The organism is Actinomadura napierensis, assembly GCF_039529375.1.
Taxonomy (GTDB): Bacteria; Actinomycetota; Actinomycetes; order Streptosporangiales; family Streptosporangiaceae; genus Spirillospora; species Spirillospora napierensis.
The window spans coordinates 19,973-36,312 of record NZ_BAAAMR010000040.1; the positions used below are offsets into that span (position 1 = coordinate 19,973).

Consider the following 16,340-nt stretch of genomic DNA (forward strand, 5'->3'; position numbering starts at 1 on the left):
TCACGGTGCCCGGCAGAATCGGACAATGCGAACAGTTCGCCGCGACGGGTTCCGGATCGCGTACGAGGTCGTGGGGGACGGGCCGCCGCTCGTCCTGGTGCACGGGTTCTACGGCGACCGCACCACCTGGCGTTCCGGCGGCCACGTCGACGCCCTCGCGGGGAACCACCGGCTCGTCCTGATCGATGCGCTCGGCCATGGCGACAGCGACGCGCCCCATGACGCCGCCGCCTACCGCCTCGACCGGCAGGTGGAGGACGTCGTCGCCGTGCTGGACGCCGAAGGCGTGGAGAGGGCGGCCTACTGGGGCGCCTCGATGGGCGGTGTCATCGGGCTGCACCTGCTGGCCCGCCGTCCGGAGCGGATCACCTGCATGATCACCGGCGGTGCCCACGCCTGCGACGTCGACGTCGCCCCCGCCGAGGTCGAGGACGAGGCCGAGCTGTTCCGCAGCCGGGGCGTCGCGCCGTTCGTCGACTGGCTGGAGCCGAGGGGCGAGGTGCCCGGCTGGATGCGCGAGATGATGCTGGCGGCCGATCCGTGGGCCCTCGCCGCGCTGACCACCGCGATCTCCCGCCGCCGCGGCGTCATCGACACGCTGGCCGGGACGGACGTGCCGGTGCTGCTGATCACCGGCGACGGCGATGCGCGGCTCCCCGAGATCCGCCGCACCGCCGAGGCCGTGCCGAACGCCCGGCTGGTGGAGCTCCCCGGCTGCGGGCACTCCGACGCGTTCCTCCGGCTCGACCTCATCCTGCCGGAGGTCCTGTCGTTCCTGGAAAGGAACGCGGCCGGCTGACGGCGTACTACGGCCTGGTTCTACGGCCTGGGTTCTACGGCCCGGCCAGGACGTGCGCCATCTCGAACTGTTCCTCGCCGGGACGGTGGGGCTGCGTGTCGCCGGTCCGTGCGAAGCCGTGCCGGGAGTACAGGCGTTCCGCGCGGCGGTTGCCCTCGACGACCCACAACCGCAGCTCGGGGAGGCCGTGCTCGGCCGTCCAGTCCAGCGCGGCGCGCACCAGGAGATCGCCGACGCCCCGGCCGCGCGCGGCGGGCGCCACCCACATGCCGACGAGCTCGGCCGTCCCGTCCTCCTCGGGGACGACGGCGACCAGGCCGCCCGGGCCGTCGGCGGTCTCGGCGAGGTAGGTGTTGCGGGCGCTGAGCCGGTCCCGCCAGACGTCGGGCGTGAACGCCTCCTCGCGCGCGAGGGTGGAGCAGAAGGCCTCGGGCGCGTCGGCCAGGGACGTCAGGCGGACGGACCGGTACAAGGACCAGTCCTCGACCTCCAGCAGCCGTACCGTCGTCATGCCGGACACCGTCGCATCGGGCGCGGTGCGGCGGCAACCCGTTTTGCCTGGTCGTAAATGGGAGGCATGACTTTCGCCCGGCGTTCTACGCTCGCGCGATGGAGTACGACGTTCGCCTCGCGCGGCCCGACGATCTGGCCGGGCTGCCGCCCATCGAGAACTCGGGGGACCGGCTGTTCCAGCCGATCGGGATCGTGTTCCCGCCCGGCCCAACGATCGCCGAGCACATGATCGAGAAGGGCGCCGAGTTCCTGGTGGCCGGAGATCCGCCGGTCGGCTTCGCGGCCGTCGAGGAGGTGGACGGCGCGACCCACCTGGAGCAGATCTCCGTGCACGCCGACCTCGTGGGCCGGGGGATCGGCACGCGCCTGCTGCGGGCGGTGACGGAACGCGCGGCCGCGCACGGCTCCCCGGGAGTGAGCCTGCTGACGTTCCGCGACGTCGCGTGGAACGGCCCCTGGTACGCCCGCAACGGGTTCGCCGACCTGCCCGAAGAGCGCTGGGGGCCGGGCATCAGAGCCTACTGGGACGCGGAGATCGAGGCGGGCCTGCACGCGCTCGGGCCGCGCGCCGTCATGTGGCTTCCGCTGCCGCCGCCCGGCACCGGATGAGCGCGGCCGCACGTATGGTGGTTCTCCGGGAACGCGCGACGCCCCGCCCGCGTCCCATGAACGGATCTACATTGTAAAGGCGGACGCCGCGGCGTCCACGGTGCGCGAGGAGGACGATGACCCTCGGGTCCTGGCCGCGTCGGCTGCGGGAGCGTCTCGGCGAGCGGGGACTCGCCGTCCTCGTCCTGGTAGGGCTGCTGGCCCTCGCGGTGGTTCCGCTGGTGGCGATGCCGGCCGCGCGGTGCAAGGCGTTCGGCGGCGGCTGCCCCCGGCCGAAGCCGCCGGTGCGCGCCGACCCCGTCGTGGCGAAGGAGAAGCAGGTCGTGCCGGCCGAGGCGGCCGCACGCGGCGCGTACGTCGCGCTCGGCGACTCCTACTCGGCGGGCGTCGGCGCCGAGGCGACGGTCGCCGACCGCAACCCCCTGGAGCGCTGCCACCGGACGTCCAAGGCGTACTACTACGAGGTGGCGCGGACGTTCCACTTCGCCAAGGGCTCCGCGTTCTGGGCGTGCTCGGGCGCCAAGACGGCCGACGTGCTGAAGGGGCGGTACGGCGAGCCCCCGCAGATCGACCGCCTCAACGCCGGAACCAGCCTGGTGACGCTCAGCATCGGCGGCAACGACGTCGGCTTCTCCAAGGTGCTCGGCGGCTGCGTGGTGCATCTGCCGTGGAGCCACAGCTGCACCGAGCAGGGCAAGGACATCGCGGGCCGGATGGCGAAGCTGCGCCAGGACCTGCCCGCCCTGCTGGCGAAGATCACCGCGAAGGCGCCGGACGCGCGGGTGATCGTGATGGGGTACCCGAAGGCGTTCTCCGAGGTCCAAGGGGTCGGCGGGGACAACATCACGGTCTCGGACCAGCAGTGGCTGAACGCCCGCGCCTACGAGCTCGGGCAGCTCGTCCGGCAGTCGGCGGCCGAGGAGGACCGGCGGATCGCGGCCCGGCACGGCCGGGGCAGCGTCGAGTTCGTCGACGCCTACAGCGCGTTCGCCGGCCACGAGGCGGGCAGCCCCGACCCGTACATGAACGGGCTGGCGCTGAACCTGTCGGCGCTGGAGGCCGAGCCGCGCAGCTTCCACCCGACGGCCGCCGGCCAGCACGCGCTCGCGCAGCTGTTCATCGCGCAGATCAACAAGGGCCCGGGCCGCCCCCTGTCCTGACGGCGATCTGGACCGGGGCGGGCGACTCCGGTTCCCCGGTCGTCAACGGGACGACCCTGGTCGGCTCGGCCTGGGGCGTCCAGCACTTCACGCCCATCACCGGCATCCTCGCCGACATGAACGCCCGCGGCGGCGTCGGCTTCCACGTCGGCTGACCGGCCGCCCGTCCCCCCGCGGGGAGGTATGGCGCGCACCGGGTAAGACCGGCAGTAGGGGAGGAGGAACCGATGACGATCACGGTGGCGCTCGCGGGCGACACGATGCTCGGGCGCGGTGTGGCCGACGGGATCGGCGCGGCCGGCCCGCACGGCCTGTTCTCCCGAGGCGTGCGGGACGTCTTCCACGAAGCCGACCTCGCCCTGCTGAACCTCGAATGCTGCGTGTCCGGCCGCGGACGACCGTGGGACGCGCCCGGCAAGCCGTTCCACTTCCGCGCGCCTCCCGAAGCCGTCGAGGCGCTCGCCGACCTCGGCGTCGACTGCGTGACGCTCGCCAACAACCACGCGCTCGACTTCGGCGAGGACGCCCTGGCGGACACGCTCGCGCACCTCGGCGCGGCGGGCGTCCGGACGGTCGGCGCGGGCCCCGGCGTCCGCGAGGCCCGGACGCCGGTGATCCTGGAGGCCGGCGGCCTACGCGTCGCGGTCGTCGGAGTCACCGACCACCCGCCGGACTTCGCCGCCGGGCCGGACCGTCCGGGCGTCGCGTTCGCCGACCTCCGGCACGGGACCGACGCCTGGCTGCGGGACGAGATCCGCGCCCTCGCCCGGTCGAACGATCTCGTCCTGGCCCTGCCGCACTGGGGCCCGAACATGACCGAGGAGCCCCTCCGCCACGTCCGCCGCGCGGCCGGGGACCTGGTGGACGCGGGCGCGTCCCTGGTCGCGGGGAGTTCGGCGCACGTCTTCCACGGCGTCGCCCCGCCGGTCCTGTTCGACATGGGCGACTTCATCGACGACTACGCGGTGTCCGAGTTCCTCCGCAACGACCTCGGCCTGCTGTTCCTGGCCCGGCTCGGCGGCGACGGCCTCTCCCGCGTCGAGGCCGTCCCGCTCCGCCTGGACTTCGCCCGCACCCGCCTCGCCGCCGGCGCCGACCGCGACTGGATCACCGGCCGCTTCACCGCCGCGTGCGCCGAGTTCGGCACCGCCGTCGCCGTCGAGGACGACCGGCTCGTCATCGACGTATCGCGCTAGAGCGGATCGCCGAGCGGCCCGTACTCGTCCACGAGCGCGTCCGCCCAGTGCGCGGCGAAGTCCGGCTGCGTCCCGTCGACGTCGGTGAACCCGTACTCCCCGTACAGGCCCCAGGTGGCCAGCGCCCGCCCGGACTTGGCCATGACGTCCGGGTCCGCGGCCAGGGCCGCGACCGCCCGTCCCAGGTAGGCCGGGCTTTCGGAGTAGGCGAAGTGCGGGTCCTTCACCGCGCCGTCCCGCCAGTTCTCCTCGGTCACGCCGAGATGGTCGAGGACGGCCTCCGACCGCAGGAACCCCGGCGTGATCGCCAGCGCGGCGACCCCGTGCGGCCTCAGCTCGGCGGCCTGCGCGAACGCCAGCCGGATCACCGCGGACTTCGCCAGGTCGTAGAAGAACGAGCCCCGGTACCGTGCGGTGTTCCCGTCGGTCACCTCCACCACCAGCCCGCTCTCGCGCGCGACCATCAGCGGCAGGGCGAACCGGCTGGTGATCACATGGGTCTCCACGGCGCGCCGCAGCAGCCGCAGGCCCCGGTCGAGGTCCTGCTCCCACAGCGGATGCTCCCAGTCGGTCAGCGGATCGCCGCCCCACACCGAGTCGACCAGGACGTCGAGCCGCCCGTCCCGGTCCGCCGCGATCCGGTCGACGAGCGCGCGGACCTGATCCGGATCGCCGTGGTCGGCGCGGACGGCGATGCCCGTCCCGCCGGCGGCGTCGACCAGCGCGGCGGTCTCCTCGATGGTCTCCGCGCGCCCGAGGTCGGAGCCCGCCGACCCGCTGCTGCGCCCGGAGACGTAGACGGTCGCGCCCGCGACCCCGAGCTGGACGGCGATGCCCCGCCCTCCGCCCCGCGTTCCCCCGGCGACCAGCGCGACCTTGCCGGCGAGCGGACGCTTCTCCATGATCCCTCCTCAGCGGAGATACGGTGCCAGGGCGTTGTCCAGTTCCCGTCCGAGCCGCTCGGGCAGCGTCCCCCGCCGATCGAGGGCCCACGTGAGCCCGGCCCCCGCGACGACGGCCTGAATCGTCCCGGCCAGCACCCCGGTGTCCGTCCCCGCCCGGAGCCCGCCGTCGGACACCGCCTCGTCGAGCAGCATCTCGATCACCCGCCCGTTCGCCTCGTGCACGGCGAGCGCATGCTCGTGGAACTCCGGATCGGTGAGATCCAGGCACAGGAACGCCAGATGATTGGCGTACCGCTCAGGCGTGGACATCGCCGACCACGACCGCGTCACGAACGCCCGCAGCGCCGCCAGCGCGGACCGCTGCCCCTCGCGCGCCTGCCCGTGCAGCGTCTCCGCGTCCTGCACCGACCGCGCAGCCAGTGCCAGCAGCAGTCCGCGCTTGGACCCGAACCGCTGGACGAGCGTCCCCGGCACCAGCCCGACCTCATCGGCGACCGCCGCGAGCGTGAGCTTCGCCGGCCCCACCCGCCCGATCACCTCGACCGCCGCCCGCAGGATCACCGCGTCGTCCACACCCCGCGGCCGCCCCGCCATCGCACCTCCATTAATAAATGACTGTACATTTATTAAACCACGGAAGCTGGGCGGCCGGCAGGCTTCCTGCTGTTCGGGGGCGGCTGGGGGCCTAGCCGGGGGAGGGAGAGTGTCGTAGGGCGGAGCGTCCTTGGTGGGTTGGCGGGCTGGATTGGTGGTTGGCGAGGCTGCGGGTTGGTCCGGTGGGGTGGCGGAGTTCACGAGTGGGCGGTGGCGAAGTGGTGGACGGGCGTGTGAGCAGGCATGCGCGCGGGTGGACGTGCGGGTGGACGTGCGCAGAGAGCATCTGAGATGGGATGGGCACCCAGGTGTGATGGTGTGTTCGGCGCGGGGCCTATTCGGGGATTTGGGGATGGCGGGGAGGGTGTTCGCGGAAAGGTAGGAGGGGTGTTCGTGCGGTGGGGTGGCGCTGGCGTACGGGGCCGCCCCTCCAAAGTCAAGGGCGCCTTCGGCGTCGCTTCGCGATGGACTTCGTCCACCCTTGACTTTGGAGCCTCTGCGGCCCCTGAGGCAGCGCTTAGAGGCAGGCTCCGCCTGCCCCGCCCCGGTCGCGCCACCCCACCGCCGTCTTCCGTATGGGAGGCCGAACAACTCGGGGCGGAGGAGTTCGGCGCTAACTCCCCACCGCTGACGACCGGGCGCCACCACGGATACTTGGCCGGGAAAAGCTCGGCAGACAGTGCCATCAAGTCAGACGCCCAGCACGGGCACTACATGCGGCCGTCCGCCCTGCCCCGATGTGGCGAGAAGATGCGTCTCCTGGGCGGCCACACGACCCCGCACGTCCGCCCAGGTGAGCGCAGTCAGTGGCACGCCGCTGGGGCTGGACAGCGGCTCGGCGATCGGATCCCGCGCTGCCATGGCCGTTTCTCCGATCCCGTCGGCAACGTCCCTCGGCAGGCCCAGTGTTGCAACCATCGGAACCCGAGCATCAGGCCCGCAACCAAGCCGATCACCTCCCGCCAAGCAGCGGTGTGGGGGGTGAGGTCGGGCCGAGTGTTGTGTGTCGTGACCACGGAGTCTTGGTCAGTGGGCATGCCGGTTCGCCCGAGATCCGGGGTGGATTCGGGCGAACCGGTGGTGTGGAGGGCGGGGTGGGTTATGCGGCCCAGTTGATGGTGGTGTCGGGTGGGCCGAACGGCCCCGGTGGTCCGCTGCCACTCCGGGTTCTTGATCGGGCGCCCGGTGGTGGTAGCAACCGGTAGACGTATCGCCCGTCGGGATCTTTGCTGATGGCGATCTGGTGGGGGCTGGTGTGTTTGAAGCGGTTGTGCCATCCGCAGGTGAGTGCGAGTTGGTCGATGTCGGTGGGTGAGTGGCCGAGTGCCCAGCCGTTGACGTGGTCGACTTCGCACAGCGTCCCGGGGATCTCGCATTCCCGTACCGCGCAGGTCGGGTACAGGGTCTCCAGTACTTGCCGTTGGGCGGTGCTGGCGAACCGTTCCCGGTACCCGAGGTACAGGGGCGTGTGGCCGCGTCCGAGCAGGAGGGGTGAGACTCCGGCCGCTAGGGCGATGCGGCGGGCTTGGGCGGCGGGGATGGGTGTGCCGTCGGTGAGGCGGGCGGGGGTGTTGCCGCCGGTGAGGGTGTCCAGGTCGCAGATGACGGTGACCTTGGTGGCTTTGTGTCCGCCGGACAGGACGCTGGACAGCGCGGCGGCGGTGCGTTCGCCGATGTCGCGGTGGTCGTCGGGCCCGGCCGGCTTGGCCAGCGGAGCGAGAGTGCCGTCCCAGATGGCGGCGTCTTCGGCGTTCAGCCAGCCCTTGATGTAGCGGCCGCCGTCCAGGGACCCGGTGCTGGTGATCCAGGATTTGGCGTAGCCGCGCTGGCGTCCTGGCCGGGGGCGGTTTCGGTGCCGTCGCGTTCGGCGATCACGTCACAGATGCGGCGGCCGAACACCCCCACCTTCGCCGCCGAGAACCCTTGGTCAACGAAGCTCAGCAGGGTGGTCTCGGCCTGAGCGCAGTCGGTGTCCTCCAGCCGCGCCACACTCTGCGCGACCGTCGCCGCGTACCCATACGACAGTTCCCCGGCGGCGAGGCGTTCGGCGACCTGGGGGAGGCGGTGCCGCTGGCGGGCGAGGATGAGGCGTTCGGTGGTGCGGTTCTCCCGCATCCCCAACCGCGACCGCAGCCACGCCCGCGTGGAGGGGAACCCCCACCGCTTCTGCTCCCCAGTGGCATCGACGCGGCGGATGAAACCGGCCAGGGCGCTTTCCTGCATATCGGCCGCAGCCGCGAGAGTCTCGGTGAGTTCCAGGCACGCGGCCGCCGATTCCGGGGCTTCTCGCTGGGCGAGTTCAGCGGCGATCGCCGAGACCGCGTCCACCAATTGCGCGGTGGACGCAGCCTCAAGGTCGACCGTCACTGATTGCATAGGTAAAGCATACCCTACGTGGCCGACAAATGTCGGCTCAGCGGCCCTTTATTTCGGTGCTCTGAAGAAAGGTGTCGATTGTCGTTTTGTGGGGGTTTGCGAACACGCGTACGTGGGTGGGTGGTGGGGTGGCGCGACCGGGGCGGGGCAGGCGGAGCCTGCCCCTTAAGCGCTGCCTCAGGGGCCGCAGAGGCTCCAAAGTCAAGGGTGGACGAAGTCCATCGCGAAGCGACGCCGTAGGCGCCCTTGACTTTGGAGGGGCGGCCCCGTACGCCAGCGCCACCCCACCACACGAACGCCCCTGTGACCAATGCGCCGGTCGATGTCTCCAAGACGCTGCCCGATACGGCGTCTCTTCTCGCCCCGGCGTCTCTACCCGTCCCGCCAGCCGATGTTTCCGTTCGCCATGCCGCACAACCGCTTCGCCAAAGCGCGACGCGACGAAAGTGAACTGCCCCTCGCTTCAGGAACGCACTTACCCGCAACCATAGAAAGGAGATGACATAACCTGCGCAACCCAATGGCTCCAATAAACGGCGCGCCTCCGGCCCCCCGTCGCACCATCCCGTCCAGGACCGAGGTCAGTTGTGGCAGGCGTGTAGGCCGGGTGCTTTCTTGGCGCCGTTCAGGCGTCCGCAGTAGGGCGCCGCCTCCGGCTTCCCGCCGGCTCCGGCGACGACCCTGATCATGGTCAGGCCGCGGTTGTCCGTGGCGTTCTGCCGGTGGTTGTCACCGTGGAAGTCGATGTCGCCTGTGGCGGCGTACTGCTCCTGGACGCGCCGCAGCTCGGGGAGGACGGCGCCGGTGGTGACGGTGGCGCTGCCCGCGACGGGGCGCGCGCCGTCCTTGTCGACGCCGAGGTCGTGGTAGGCGTACTGGGCGGCGTCGGACAGGGCGAGGCCGGCGTCGTAGGCGAGGGCCATCTGGCCGTCCACGAGCAGCGGGTCGCGCTCCGGGTGCGCGCCGCCGATGCCGAGCGCCGACTGGGCGAGGCGGAAGAAGCCGCTGTCCTCCTCGGCGTTCTCGGCGACCAGGTTGGGCATGTGCACGAACGTCGGGTAGTAGAGGACGACGTTCGGCGGCACCTGGGCCTCCGGGGAGCCCATGGCGACCTGCGACTTCGAGACGTCGTCGCCGGCGAACAGCAGCAGGCGGTGCCCGGCGCACCCGCCCTCCCTGAGGCCGAACAGCAGCCGGGGGAGGTCCTCCGCGCGGCCGGCGAAGTACACCAGCGAGTACGGGGTGCTCTCGCATTTCTGCCGGACCTCGGCGCCGATCTCGTTCTGCCCGTAGTCGAGGGTGTCGATGGGGTGGCCGGCCATCGTGCTGCGGATGTCGCCGGCGATCTCGCTGCTGTAGGCGTCGGACGTGCTGGAGTCGCGCTGGACGAGGAGCATGCGCTCGGACGGGCGGCCGCGCAGTTCCCGGTCGATGACGTACCGGGTGGCGAGGGCCTCGTCGTGGTCGGTGGCGGCGAGGCCGTAGTAGCGGGGGAGGGTGGGCAGGGCGTCGGAGGAGTTGACGGTGTCCAGGACGGGCAGCCCGGCGGCGTCGAGCCGCCGGATGGCCTCGGCGGACTTGGCGGTGTTGCGGCCGAGGCCGACGACGCCGACGATCGTCGGGTCCTTCCGGGCGAGGTCCAGGATGCGGTCGGCGGTCTCGGGGGCGAACGCCATGTCCTGCCCGGTGTTGGCGGGCAGCAGCCGGATCTTCAGCGGGTTGTCGACGGAGCCGCCGCCGTTCTCGTTGTTGTGGAGCTGCGCGAGGTGCGCGCCGGCCAGTTCGTGGATGCTGCTGACGGTCAGCTGCGCCTGGTCGGGGCCGGGCGCGGTGGTGAAGACGCCCGCGTAGACGATCGTCACGTAGGGTTCGCGGCCGGTCTCGACCTTGTGGTTCTCGTCGTCGATGCGCCGCTGGAGGTCGGCGATGGTGAGCCGGGCGCCGGTGTGGCGGGGGTCGGGGGCGAGGGGCGCGCCGGTCATGCTGATGCTCGCGGCGCGCCGTTCGAAGCGGACGCCGTGGGTGGAGACGCCGACGCATTCCTGGTGGTGGCCGTCGGTGCCGGTCTTCGCCCGGGTGTCGCTGTTCCAGCCGATCGGCCAGCCCACCTGGCAGTAGGTGCGCTGCTTCACCTCGTGCAGGCCGATGAGGGACGCGGCGCAGATGAAGACGGTGGCGGCGAGCGCGGCCCATGACCACACCCACGTCCAAGGGGGGCGGTGCCGGGCGGTGAAGGCGGGGGCGCCCTCGCCGGTGCGTTCGGCGGCGGGGTCGCCGGTGACGGGGATCCGCAGCAGCCAGGGCAGCCGGACGGACTCGCTGGGCCCCTGGTCGGTGCCGAGGGACGAGCGCCAGCGTTCGTAGCGCTCCCTGGGGGTGCCGCCGGACGGCGCGGGCCCGAGCTCGTCGCGGGTGGCGGCGTCGACGGACGCGACGACCAGCAGCGGCTGGAACTCGCTGCGCCGGGCGCGGATGTCGCTCATCGCCGACAGGAGGGCGAGGCCGCCGTTGCGGCGGCCGGCGTCGCGCAGGAACACCACGGGCGGGCTGGTGCGCTTGAAGCCGCGCAGGCTGGGGGTGGCCTTGCGGTGCTGGTCGCGGATGTCTTCCAGTAGCGCGAACGTCTTGATCTGGAGCAGGAAGCGGGCGGCGTCGGGTTTGCTGAGCCGTTCGAAGACGCGGTGCAGCCTGCCTTCGAGGCCGCTGTCGTCGCCGCCGTCGTCACCGTCGCCGAGGACGGCGAAGAACGAGGTGTGGGTGAACCAGTGGTACCGGCTGCCGAATCCGAACCGGCACATGACGGGCAGCCAGAACCGGTAGATCACCAGGACCAGCAGGGCGAGCGCGCCGACGCCCTCGAAGGCGTTGACCAGCACGCCGGGCCGGGTCTGCTGGAAGAGGCCGCCGAGCAGGGTGAGGGTGAGTGCGCCGAGCACGGTCCACCACAGCGGTGTCTGCACGGGGCCGCCGCGCCAGCCGAAGGGCAGCGCGGCCTGCTTCCAGCGGCCCACGGCGATGGCGGGACGGCAGTCGTACGGCGGGCCGCCGGGGGACCCGTCCTCGGTGGCGGCGGCCTGGATCGACTGGACGAGGTCGGAGCGGGGGAAGCGGCGGCGGCCGGACTGGGAGTGGGTCTGGGTCCAGGTCAGCGGTTCGGAGACGGTGTCGACGAGCGCGATGGCGGCCAGGTCGCCGGCGGTGCCGGGGTCGGCGCCGGGTGCGTCGGGCGGCGGGTCCGGCAGCGGCGGCGCGATCGCCGGGAGCGTCATCTGCACGGCGGCGCGCCTCAACTCGTCGAGGTGCGCGCCGGGGTCGGCCGCGCCGTCTCCGGGTTCGAGGACGAGCAGCGGGAAGGGCCGCGCGTCCAGCCGGCGGGGGAGGGGGCCGGTCATCCAGTCGAAGAGCGCGAACAGGCCGCGTCCGGATTCGGGGGCGGGTCGGGGGTTGCCCACGGCTTGCCTTCCCTGGCGGCGGGGAGCGGATCTGGTTGCCTGCTGGGAAGCGTAGGGCGATCACGCACCGCCGTCACGCGACGGCGGAGGGGTGCTCCGCCGCCGCGGTGTCCGGATCAGGCCGCCGTCCAGCCGAGCCGCCGCGGAGAGCGGGGGCGGTCAGTCGGCGGAGGTGAGGGTGTTGAGGCGGTCGACGGCGCCCGCGAACTCCTCGACCATGTCGTAGACGACCTGGCGGGCGGGCTTGACGGTGTTCATCAGGCCGACGCACTGGCCGACGAAGTAGTTGGCGAGCGCGCGGGCGCCGGGGTTGCCGGATTCGGCCACCTTCGTGATCTGCCGCATGGCGCCCTCGGCGACGATCATCTGCAGCGGCATGCCGAGCGGGCCGGGGCTGCCCGGGCCCTCCCACTCCTCGGTCCACGCGGACCTGAGCTGGCGGGCGGGCTTGCCGGTGCGCGACCGCGACCGGATGGTGTCGCGGGAGGTGGCGGCGAGCATCTTCTCCTTGACCGCGGGGGCCGTCTCGGCCTCCTCGGTGGTGAGCCACACCGAGCCGCACCAGACGCCGGACGCGCCGAGGGCGAGCGCAGCGGCCATCTGCCGTCCGGTGGCGATCCCGCCGGCGGCGAGGACGGGTACCGGCGCGACGGTGTCGACGACCTCCGGGACCAGCACCATCGTGGAGATCTCGCCGGTGTGCCCGCCGGCCTCGCCGCCCTGCGCGATGACGAGGTCGACGCCGGCGGCGACCTGGCGGCGGGCGTGCTCGGCGGTGCCGACGAGCGCGGCGACGGGGATCCCGGCGGCCTTGGCCTTCTCCACCATGATCGGCGGCGGGGTGCCGAGGGCGCTGGCGATGAGCCGGATCGGGTGGGCGAGGGACACGTCGATCAGCTCGGTCGCGCCCTCCTTGGTGACCGAGGTGCCGCCGCGGGAGTTGGACTTCTTGGCCTTCTCGAAGTCGGGCAGCGGGACGTCGTACTTGGCGAACAGGCCGATGAGGAAGTCCCAGTGCTCCTGCGGGACCGCGGCGAGCATGGTGTCGAGGCCGCCCTCGCCGCGTCCGGCGCGCTCGGCGGACTCGTCGATCTTGCCGGGGACGAGGACGTCGACGCCGTAGGGGCGGGCGCCGACGTGGTCGTCGATCCAGCGCAGCTCCTCCTCCAGCCGGTCGGGGGTGTAGGCGACGGCGCCGAGGACGCCGAAGCCGCCGGCGTTGGTGACGGCGGCGACGACGTCGCGGCAGTGGCTGAAGGCGAACAGCGGGAACTCGATCCCGAACGTGGCGCAGACCTCGGTGTTCATGCCCTCGACGCTAATGGGCCGAACGCCATTCGGTCCAGGCCCTCGTCGATCAGCCGGCGGGGCGGAACAGCACGTACGACTCGCCCTCGTCCGGGTGCTCGAACGAGGCCCGCAGCGGCAGCCCTTCTCGCAGGTCGCCGCCACCGGAGACGCCGTCCAGCCGCGCGTACATCCACGGCCCCTCGGCCAGCTCGACCAGCGCCAGGTAGGCGGGCGGCGGGACGGTGCCGTCCTCGGCGGGCCGGCCGTGGGTGACCGTCCAGGTCACCAGGGTCGCCTCGCCGCTCGCGTCCGCCCAGGCCAGGTCCTCTTCGCCGCACTCGGGGCAGCCGGACGCGTCCGGCGCGTACCAGCGGTCGCACGCCTCGCAGCGCTTGATCACCAGCCGCCCGTCGGCGGTGCCGTCGAAGAACGGGTCGGTGCGCCCGTCGCGCCGCAGAACGCCGATGTCCATGGCCTCAGGCTCCCTTCGGGTGCGGGCTGACGATCAGGGTCGAGTGGTGGTCGAGGATGCCGCCGTTCCCGCTGACGAGCACGACGTCGTTGGACGGCGCCTGCCGCTCCCCGCCGTCCCCGCGCGCCTGGATGACGGCCTCCGACAGCGGCGTGAACCCCCACATGTAGTACGCCGACAGCTGCCCGCCGCCGGTGTTGGTGGGCAGCGCCCCGCCGGGCCCGAGCGCGCCGGACGCGGCGAACGCGCCGCCCTCGCCCTTGGCGCAGAACCCGTAGTCCTCCAGCGACACCAGGACGGTGTAGGTGTAGCAGTCGTACAGCTCGCACACGTCCACGTCGGACGGGGTGATCCCGGCCATCTTCATCGCCGTCGCGCCGGAGGTGACGGCACCTGTCGTCAGGCCGAAGTCGCTGCCGCGCTCCTTGCGGTGCCCGGGGTGGCCCTGGCCCCATCCCCACAGGTGGACGGGCGGCCGGGCGAGGTCGCGGGCGCGGTCGGCGCTCGTCACGATCACCGCGATGGCGCCGTTGGAGACCAGGCAGCAGTCCAGCAGGTGCAGGGGCTCCGACACCCACCGCGACGCCTGGTGGTCGGCGAGCGTGATCGGCTCGCGCATCTGCGCGAGCGGGTTGCGCGCCGCCCACTCCCGCGTCGACACCGCGATCGCGCCGAGCTGCTCGCTGGTCGTCCCGTACCGGGACATGTGCCGCTGCGCCGCCAGCGCGTAGAACGAGTTGACGCTGCGCAGCCCGAGCGCCGCCGTCATGCCGCCGTAGCCGTACCATTCGCGGGCGCTGCGGTTGTAGGCCGAGCCCGCCGACTGCTTCGGCTTCAGTGGCGCGTCGGCGAACACGCAGGCGACCGTGGTCGCGGCGCCGCCCAGCACCGACATCGCGGCGTGCGCCACCATCGCCCCGGCGGTCGCGCCGAAGGCGTTCATCTGGGTCAGCAGCCGCAGGTCGCGCAGGCCGAGCGTGTCGGCCAGCTCGATCCCGGGCGAGCCGCCCATGCCGTGGCTGACCAGCAGCCCGTCCAGGTCGTCCAGGCCGAGGCCGGCGTCGGCGGCGGCGAGCCGCACCGCGTCGGCCGCCAGCCGCCGCGGGCTGCGCCCGTACACCCGGCCGAGCTCCGTCATCCCGAGCCCGGCGATCGCAGCGGTCATTCGTCGCATCCCTCCCCGCATCGTCACCGCCACGGTACCGAACAGCATTCGGTACACCGGGGACCGGGGCGGACGATCAGCCCCCGGCGGACCGCGCCCGGAACGCGCCCCGGTAGGCCAGCGGCGACGCGCCGACCCGGCGGGCGAAGTGCGCGCGCAGCGTCACCGGCGACCCGAACCCCGCCTCGGCGGCCACCCGCTCGACCGGCAGGTCGGTGTCCTCCAGCAGCTGCTGGGCGCGGCGCACCCGCGCGTGCGAGAGCCACAGCTGCGGGGTCGTCCCGGCCTGCTCCCGGAACCGCCGGGTCAGCGTCCGGACGCTGCACGACGCCTGCCGCGCGATGTCGTCCAGCGCCAGCGGACGGTGCAGGTTCGCCTCCAGCCAGGCCAGCGTCGGCTGCAGCGCCGCCCCGCCGTCCGGCGGCTCGTCGTGCCGGATGAACTGCGCCTGCCCGCCGTCGCGCTGCGGCGGCATGACGATCCGCCGCGCGGTCCGCGCCGCCGTCGCCGCGCCGTGGTCGCGGCGGACGATGTGCAGGCACAGATCCACGCCAGCCGCGACACCCGCCGACGTGAGCACCTGCCCGTTGTCGACGTACAGGACGGACGGATCCACATCCACCTGCGGATAACGCCGCGCCAGAGCGCGCGCGTAATGCCAGTGCGTCGTCGCGCGGTGCCCGTCCAGCAGGCCCGCCGCCGCGAGGACGAACGCGCCGACGCAGATGGACGCGATCCGGACGCCCCGCGCCGCCGCGGACCGCAGCGCGTCCAGGACCTCGCCGGGCGGATCGTCCGCGACGCCCTCGTGGCCGGGGACGACGATCGTGTCCGCCGTCGCCGTCGCGTCCAGGCCGTACGGGGCGTCCACCCGCATCCGGCCGAGCGCGGCGGAGGTGCGCGCGCCGCCGGGCGGCGTGCAGACCCGGATGTCGTAGAGCGGGACGCCGTCCGCCGTGGTGGTCGTCCCGAACACCTGGCCGGGTGTCGCCAGGTCGAACGGCACGACCCCGTCCAGCGCGAGCACCGCGACGACGTGAGGTTCGGGCATGGCCAGAACGTAGCGCACATCGGCAGTCGGGACACTGGCCGGGGCACCGCCCGGCGTCGGACGATCGGTGGCGTTCCCGAGCACCACGTCCAAGGAGCCTTCGTGTCCGACCGTTTCGCCGAGTTCGCGCTGCCCGACACCGACCTGACCCGCAAGGCGTACGACCTGGTGTTCGCCACCGGGACGGCGGCGCTCGCCCACCACAGCGTCCGCACCTACCTGTTCGGCCGCGCCATCGGAGAGGCGAAGGGCCTGCGTCCCGGCGCCGACTACGACGACGAGGCGCTGTTCCTGGCGAGCGTCCTGCACGACCTCGGGCTGACCGAGCGGGGCAACGGCGGCCAGCGCTTCGAGGTGGACGGCGCCGACGTCGCCGCCGACTTCCTCACCGGGAACGGGCTCGACGCCGGCCGGGTCCGCGTCGTCTGGGAGGCCATCGCCCTGCACAGCAGCCGGGGCATCGCCCACCGCATGCGCCCGGAGATCGCCCTCACCCACGCCGGGACCAGCGCCGACATCGCCGGCCTGGGCACGGCGCGGCTCCCCGGCGGCGTCGCCGAGCGCGCGCACGCCGCGTTCCCCCGGCTCGAACCGGGCTGCGGCCTCGCCGAGATCATCGTCGGCCAGATCGCCGCGAATCCCGCCAAGGCCCCGCTGGGCTCGCTCCCGTACGAACTGGCCCGCCAGTCCGGCACCGCCATCCCCGAACCCCGCTGGACGGACCTCACAGAAGCAGCCTGGCCCGGCATCGCCTGAAG

Annotated in this window: 15 protein-coding genes; 5 read left to right on the forward strand and 10 right to left on the reverse strand. The window is 72.9% G+C overall.

Annotation, left to right across the window (positions count from 1 at the left end; genetic code table 11):
- The first annotated feature begins 25 nt into the window (after positions 1–25).
- Positions 26–799 (forward strand): alpha/beta fold hydrolase, encoded by a 774-nt coding sequence (locus tag ABD296_RS22485; RefSeq protein WP_344270281.1) that lies wholly within the window; start codon positions 26–28, stop codon positions 797–799.
- A 34-nt stretch (positions 800–833) separates the two neighbouring features.
- On the opposite strand, the gene ABD296_RS22490 is transcribed toward ABD296_RS22485, so the two are convergent.
- Complete coding sequence (locus ABD296_RS22490; protein WP_344270284.1) at positions 834–1,310, reverse strand: GNAT family N-acetyltransferase; 477 nt, start codon at positions 1,308–1,310, stop codon at positions 834–836.
- A gap of 98 nt (positions 1,311–1,408) precedes the next feature.
- On the opposite strand from ABD296_RS22490, the gene ABD296_RS22495 reads away from it, so the two are divergent.
- The 3 genes from ABD296_RS22495 to ABD296_RS22505 all read left to right on the forward strand — a co-directional run bounded on the left by ABD296_RS22495 (position 1,409) and on the right by ABD296_RS22505 (position 4,277).
- Entirely contained in the window at positions 1,409–1,921 is a 513-nt protein-coding gene (locus tag ABD296_RS22495) for a GNAT family N-acetyltransferase (protein WP_344270287.1), read from the forward strand.
- Positions 1,922–2,037: 116 nt separating this feature from the next.
- Positions 2,038–3,081: an SGNH/GDSL hydrolase family protein gene (locus tag ABD296_RS22500; protein ID WP_344270290.1), complete on the forward strand. Its 1,044-nt coding sequence runs from the start codon at positions 2,038–2,040 to the stop codon at positions 3,079–3,081.
- A gap of 227 nt (positions 3,082–3,308) precedes the next feature.
- Positions 3,309–4,277 (forward strand): CapA family protein, encoded by a 969-nt coding sequence (locus ABD296_RS22505; RefSeq protein WP_344270293.1) that lies wholly within the window; start codon positions 3,309–3,311, stop codon positions 4,275–4,277.
- Here the strand turns inward: ABD296_RS22505 and ABD296_RS22510 are convergent.
- The 9 genes from ABD296_RS22510 to ABD296_RS22545 all read right to left on the reverse strand — a co-directional run bounded on the left by ABD296_RS22510 (position 4,274) and on the right by ABD296_RS22545 (position 15,582).
- Positions 4,274–5,179 (reverse strand): SDR family oxidoreductase, encoded by a 906-nt coding sequence (locus ABD296_RS22510; RefSeq protein WP_344270296.1) that lies wholly within the window; start codon positions 5,177–5,179, stop codon positions 4,274–4,276. The two genes, ABD296_RS22505 and ABD296_RS22510, sit on opposite strands and share 4 nt — an antisense overlap.
- A gap of 9 nt (positions 5,180–5,188) precedes the next feature.
- Positions 5,189–5,776, reverse strand: coding sequence for a TetR/AcrR family transcriptional regulator (locus ABD296_RS22515; protein WP_344270298.1), 588 nt, complete (start codon positions 5,774–5,776; stop codon positions 5,189–5,191).
- A 1,099-nt stretch (positions 5,777–6,875) separates the two neighbouring features.
- Complete coding sequence (locus ABD296_RS50640) at positions 6,876–7,580, reverse strand: HNH endonuclease signature motif containing protein (protein WP_407061499.1); 705 nt, start codon at positions 7,578–7,580, stop codon at positions 6,876–6,878.
- Positions 7,529–8,152 (reverse strand): DUF222 domain-containing protein, encoded by a 624-nt coding sequence (locus ABD296_RS22520; protein WP_344270300.1) that lies wholly within the window; start codon positions 8,150–8,152, stop codon positions 7,529–7,531. Before ABD296_RS22520 ends, ABD296_RS50640 begins: the two co-directional genes overlap by 52 nt.
- A 581-nt stretch (positions 8,153–8,733) precedes the next feature.
- Positions 8,734–11,604, reverse strand: coding sequence for a hypothetical protein (locus ABD296_RS22525; RefSeq protein WP_344270302.1), 2,871 nt, complete (start codon positions 11,602–11,604; stop codon positions 8,734–8,736).
- Between the two features lie 159 nt (positions 11,605–11,763).
- A complete protein-coding gene (locus tag ABD296_RS22530; RefSeq protein WP_344270306.1) occupies positions 11,764–12,912 on the reverse strand; it encodes an NAD(P)H-dependent flavin oxidoreductase in 1,149 nt (382 codons plus the stop codon).
- A 49-nt stretch (positions 12,913–12,961) separates the two neighbouring features.
- On the reverse strand, positions 12,962–13,366 hold the full coding sequence (locus ABD296_RS22535; RefSeq protein WP_344270309.1) for a Zn-ribbon domain-containing OB-fold protein: 405 nt from the start codon (positions 13,364–13,366) through the stop codon (positions 12,962–12,964).
- Between the two features lie 4 nt (positions 13,367–13,370).
- On the reverse strand, positions 13,371–14,531 hold the full coding sequence (locus ABD296_RS22540; protein WP_344270312.1) for a thiolase family protein: 1,161 nt from the start codon (positions 14,529–14,531) through the stop codon (positions 13,371–13,373).
- 76 nt (positions 14,532–14,607) lie between these two features.
- A complete protein-coding gene (locus ABD296_RS22545; RefSeq protein WP_344270315.1) occupies positions 14,608–15,582 on the reverse strand; it encodes a GlxA family transcriptional regulator in 975 nt (324 codons plus the stop codon).
- 102 nt (positions 15,583–15,684) lie between these two features.
- On the opposite strand from ABD296_RS22545, the gene ABD296_RS22550 reads away from it, so the two are divergent.
- Positions 15,685–16,338, forward strand: coding sequence for an HD domain-containing protein (locus ABD296_RS22550; protein ID WP_344270318.1), 654 nt, complete (start codon positions 15,685–15,687; stop codon positions 16,336–16,338).
- Positions 16,339–16,340: the final 2 nt, after the last annotated feature.

What these genes read in the sequence shown, in the direction of transcription:
- ABD296_RS22485 (WP_344270281.1), top strand. Translation starts at nt 26, where the DNA reads ATGCGAACAGTTCGCCGCGACGGGTTCCGGATCGCGTACGAGGTCGTG.
- ABD296_RS22490 (WP_344270284.1), bottom strand. Translation starts at nt 1,310, where the DNA reads ATGACGACGGTACGGCTGCTGGAGGTCGAGGACTGGTCCTTGTACCGG.
- ABD296_RS22495 (WP_344270287.1), top strand. Translation starts at nt 1,409, where the DNA reads ATGGAGTACGACGTTCGCCTCGCGCGGCCCGACGATCTGGCCGGGCTG.
- ABD296_RS22500 (WP_344270290.1), top strand. Translation starts at nt 2,038, where the DNA reads ATGACCCTCGGGTCCTGGCCGCGTCGGCTGCGGGAGCGTCTCGGCGAG.
- ABD296_RS22505 (WP_344270293.1), top strand. Translation starts at nt 3,309, where the DNA reads ATGACGATCACGGTGGCGCTCGCGGGCGACACGATGCTCGGGCGCGGT.
- ABD296_RS22510 (WP_344270296.1), bottom strand. Translation starts at nt 5,179, where the DNA reads ATGGAGAAGCGTCCGCTCGCCGGCAAGGTCGCGCTGGTCGCCGGGGGA.
- ABD296_RS22515 (WP_344270298.1), bottom strand. Translation starts at nt 5,776, where the DNA reads ATGGCGGGGCGGCCGCGGGGTGTGGACGACGCGGTGATCCTGCGGGCG.
- ABD296_RS22520 (WP_344270300.1), bottom strand. Translation starts at nt 8,152, where the DNA reads ATGCAATCAGTGACGGTCGACCTTGAGGCTGCGTCCACCGCGCAATTG.
- ABD296_RS22530 (WP_344270306.1), bottom strand. Translation starts at nt 12,912, where the DNA reads ATGAACACCGAGGTCTGCGCCACGTTCGGGATCGAGTTCCCGCTGTTC.
- ABD296_RS22535 (WP_344270309.1), bottom strand. Translation starts at nt 13,366, where the DNA reads ATGGACATCGGCGTTCTGCGGCGCGACGGGCGCACCGACCCGTTCTTC.
- ABD296_RS22540 (WP_344270312.1), bottom strand. Translation starts at nt 14,531, where the DNA reads ATGACCGCTGCGATCGCCGGGCTCGGGATGACGGAGCTCGGCCGGGTG.
- ABD296_RS22545 (WP_344270315.1), bottom strand. Translation starts at nt 15,582, where the DNA reads ATGCCCGAACCTCACGTCGTCGCGGTGCTCGCGCTGGACGGGGTCGTG.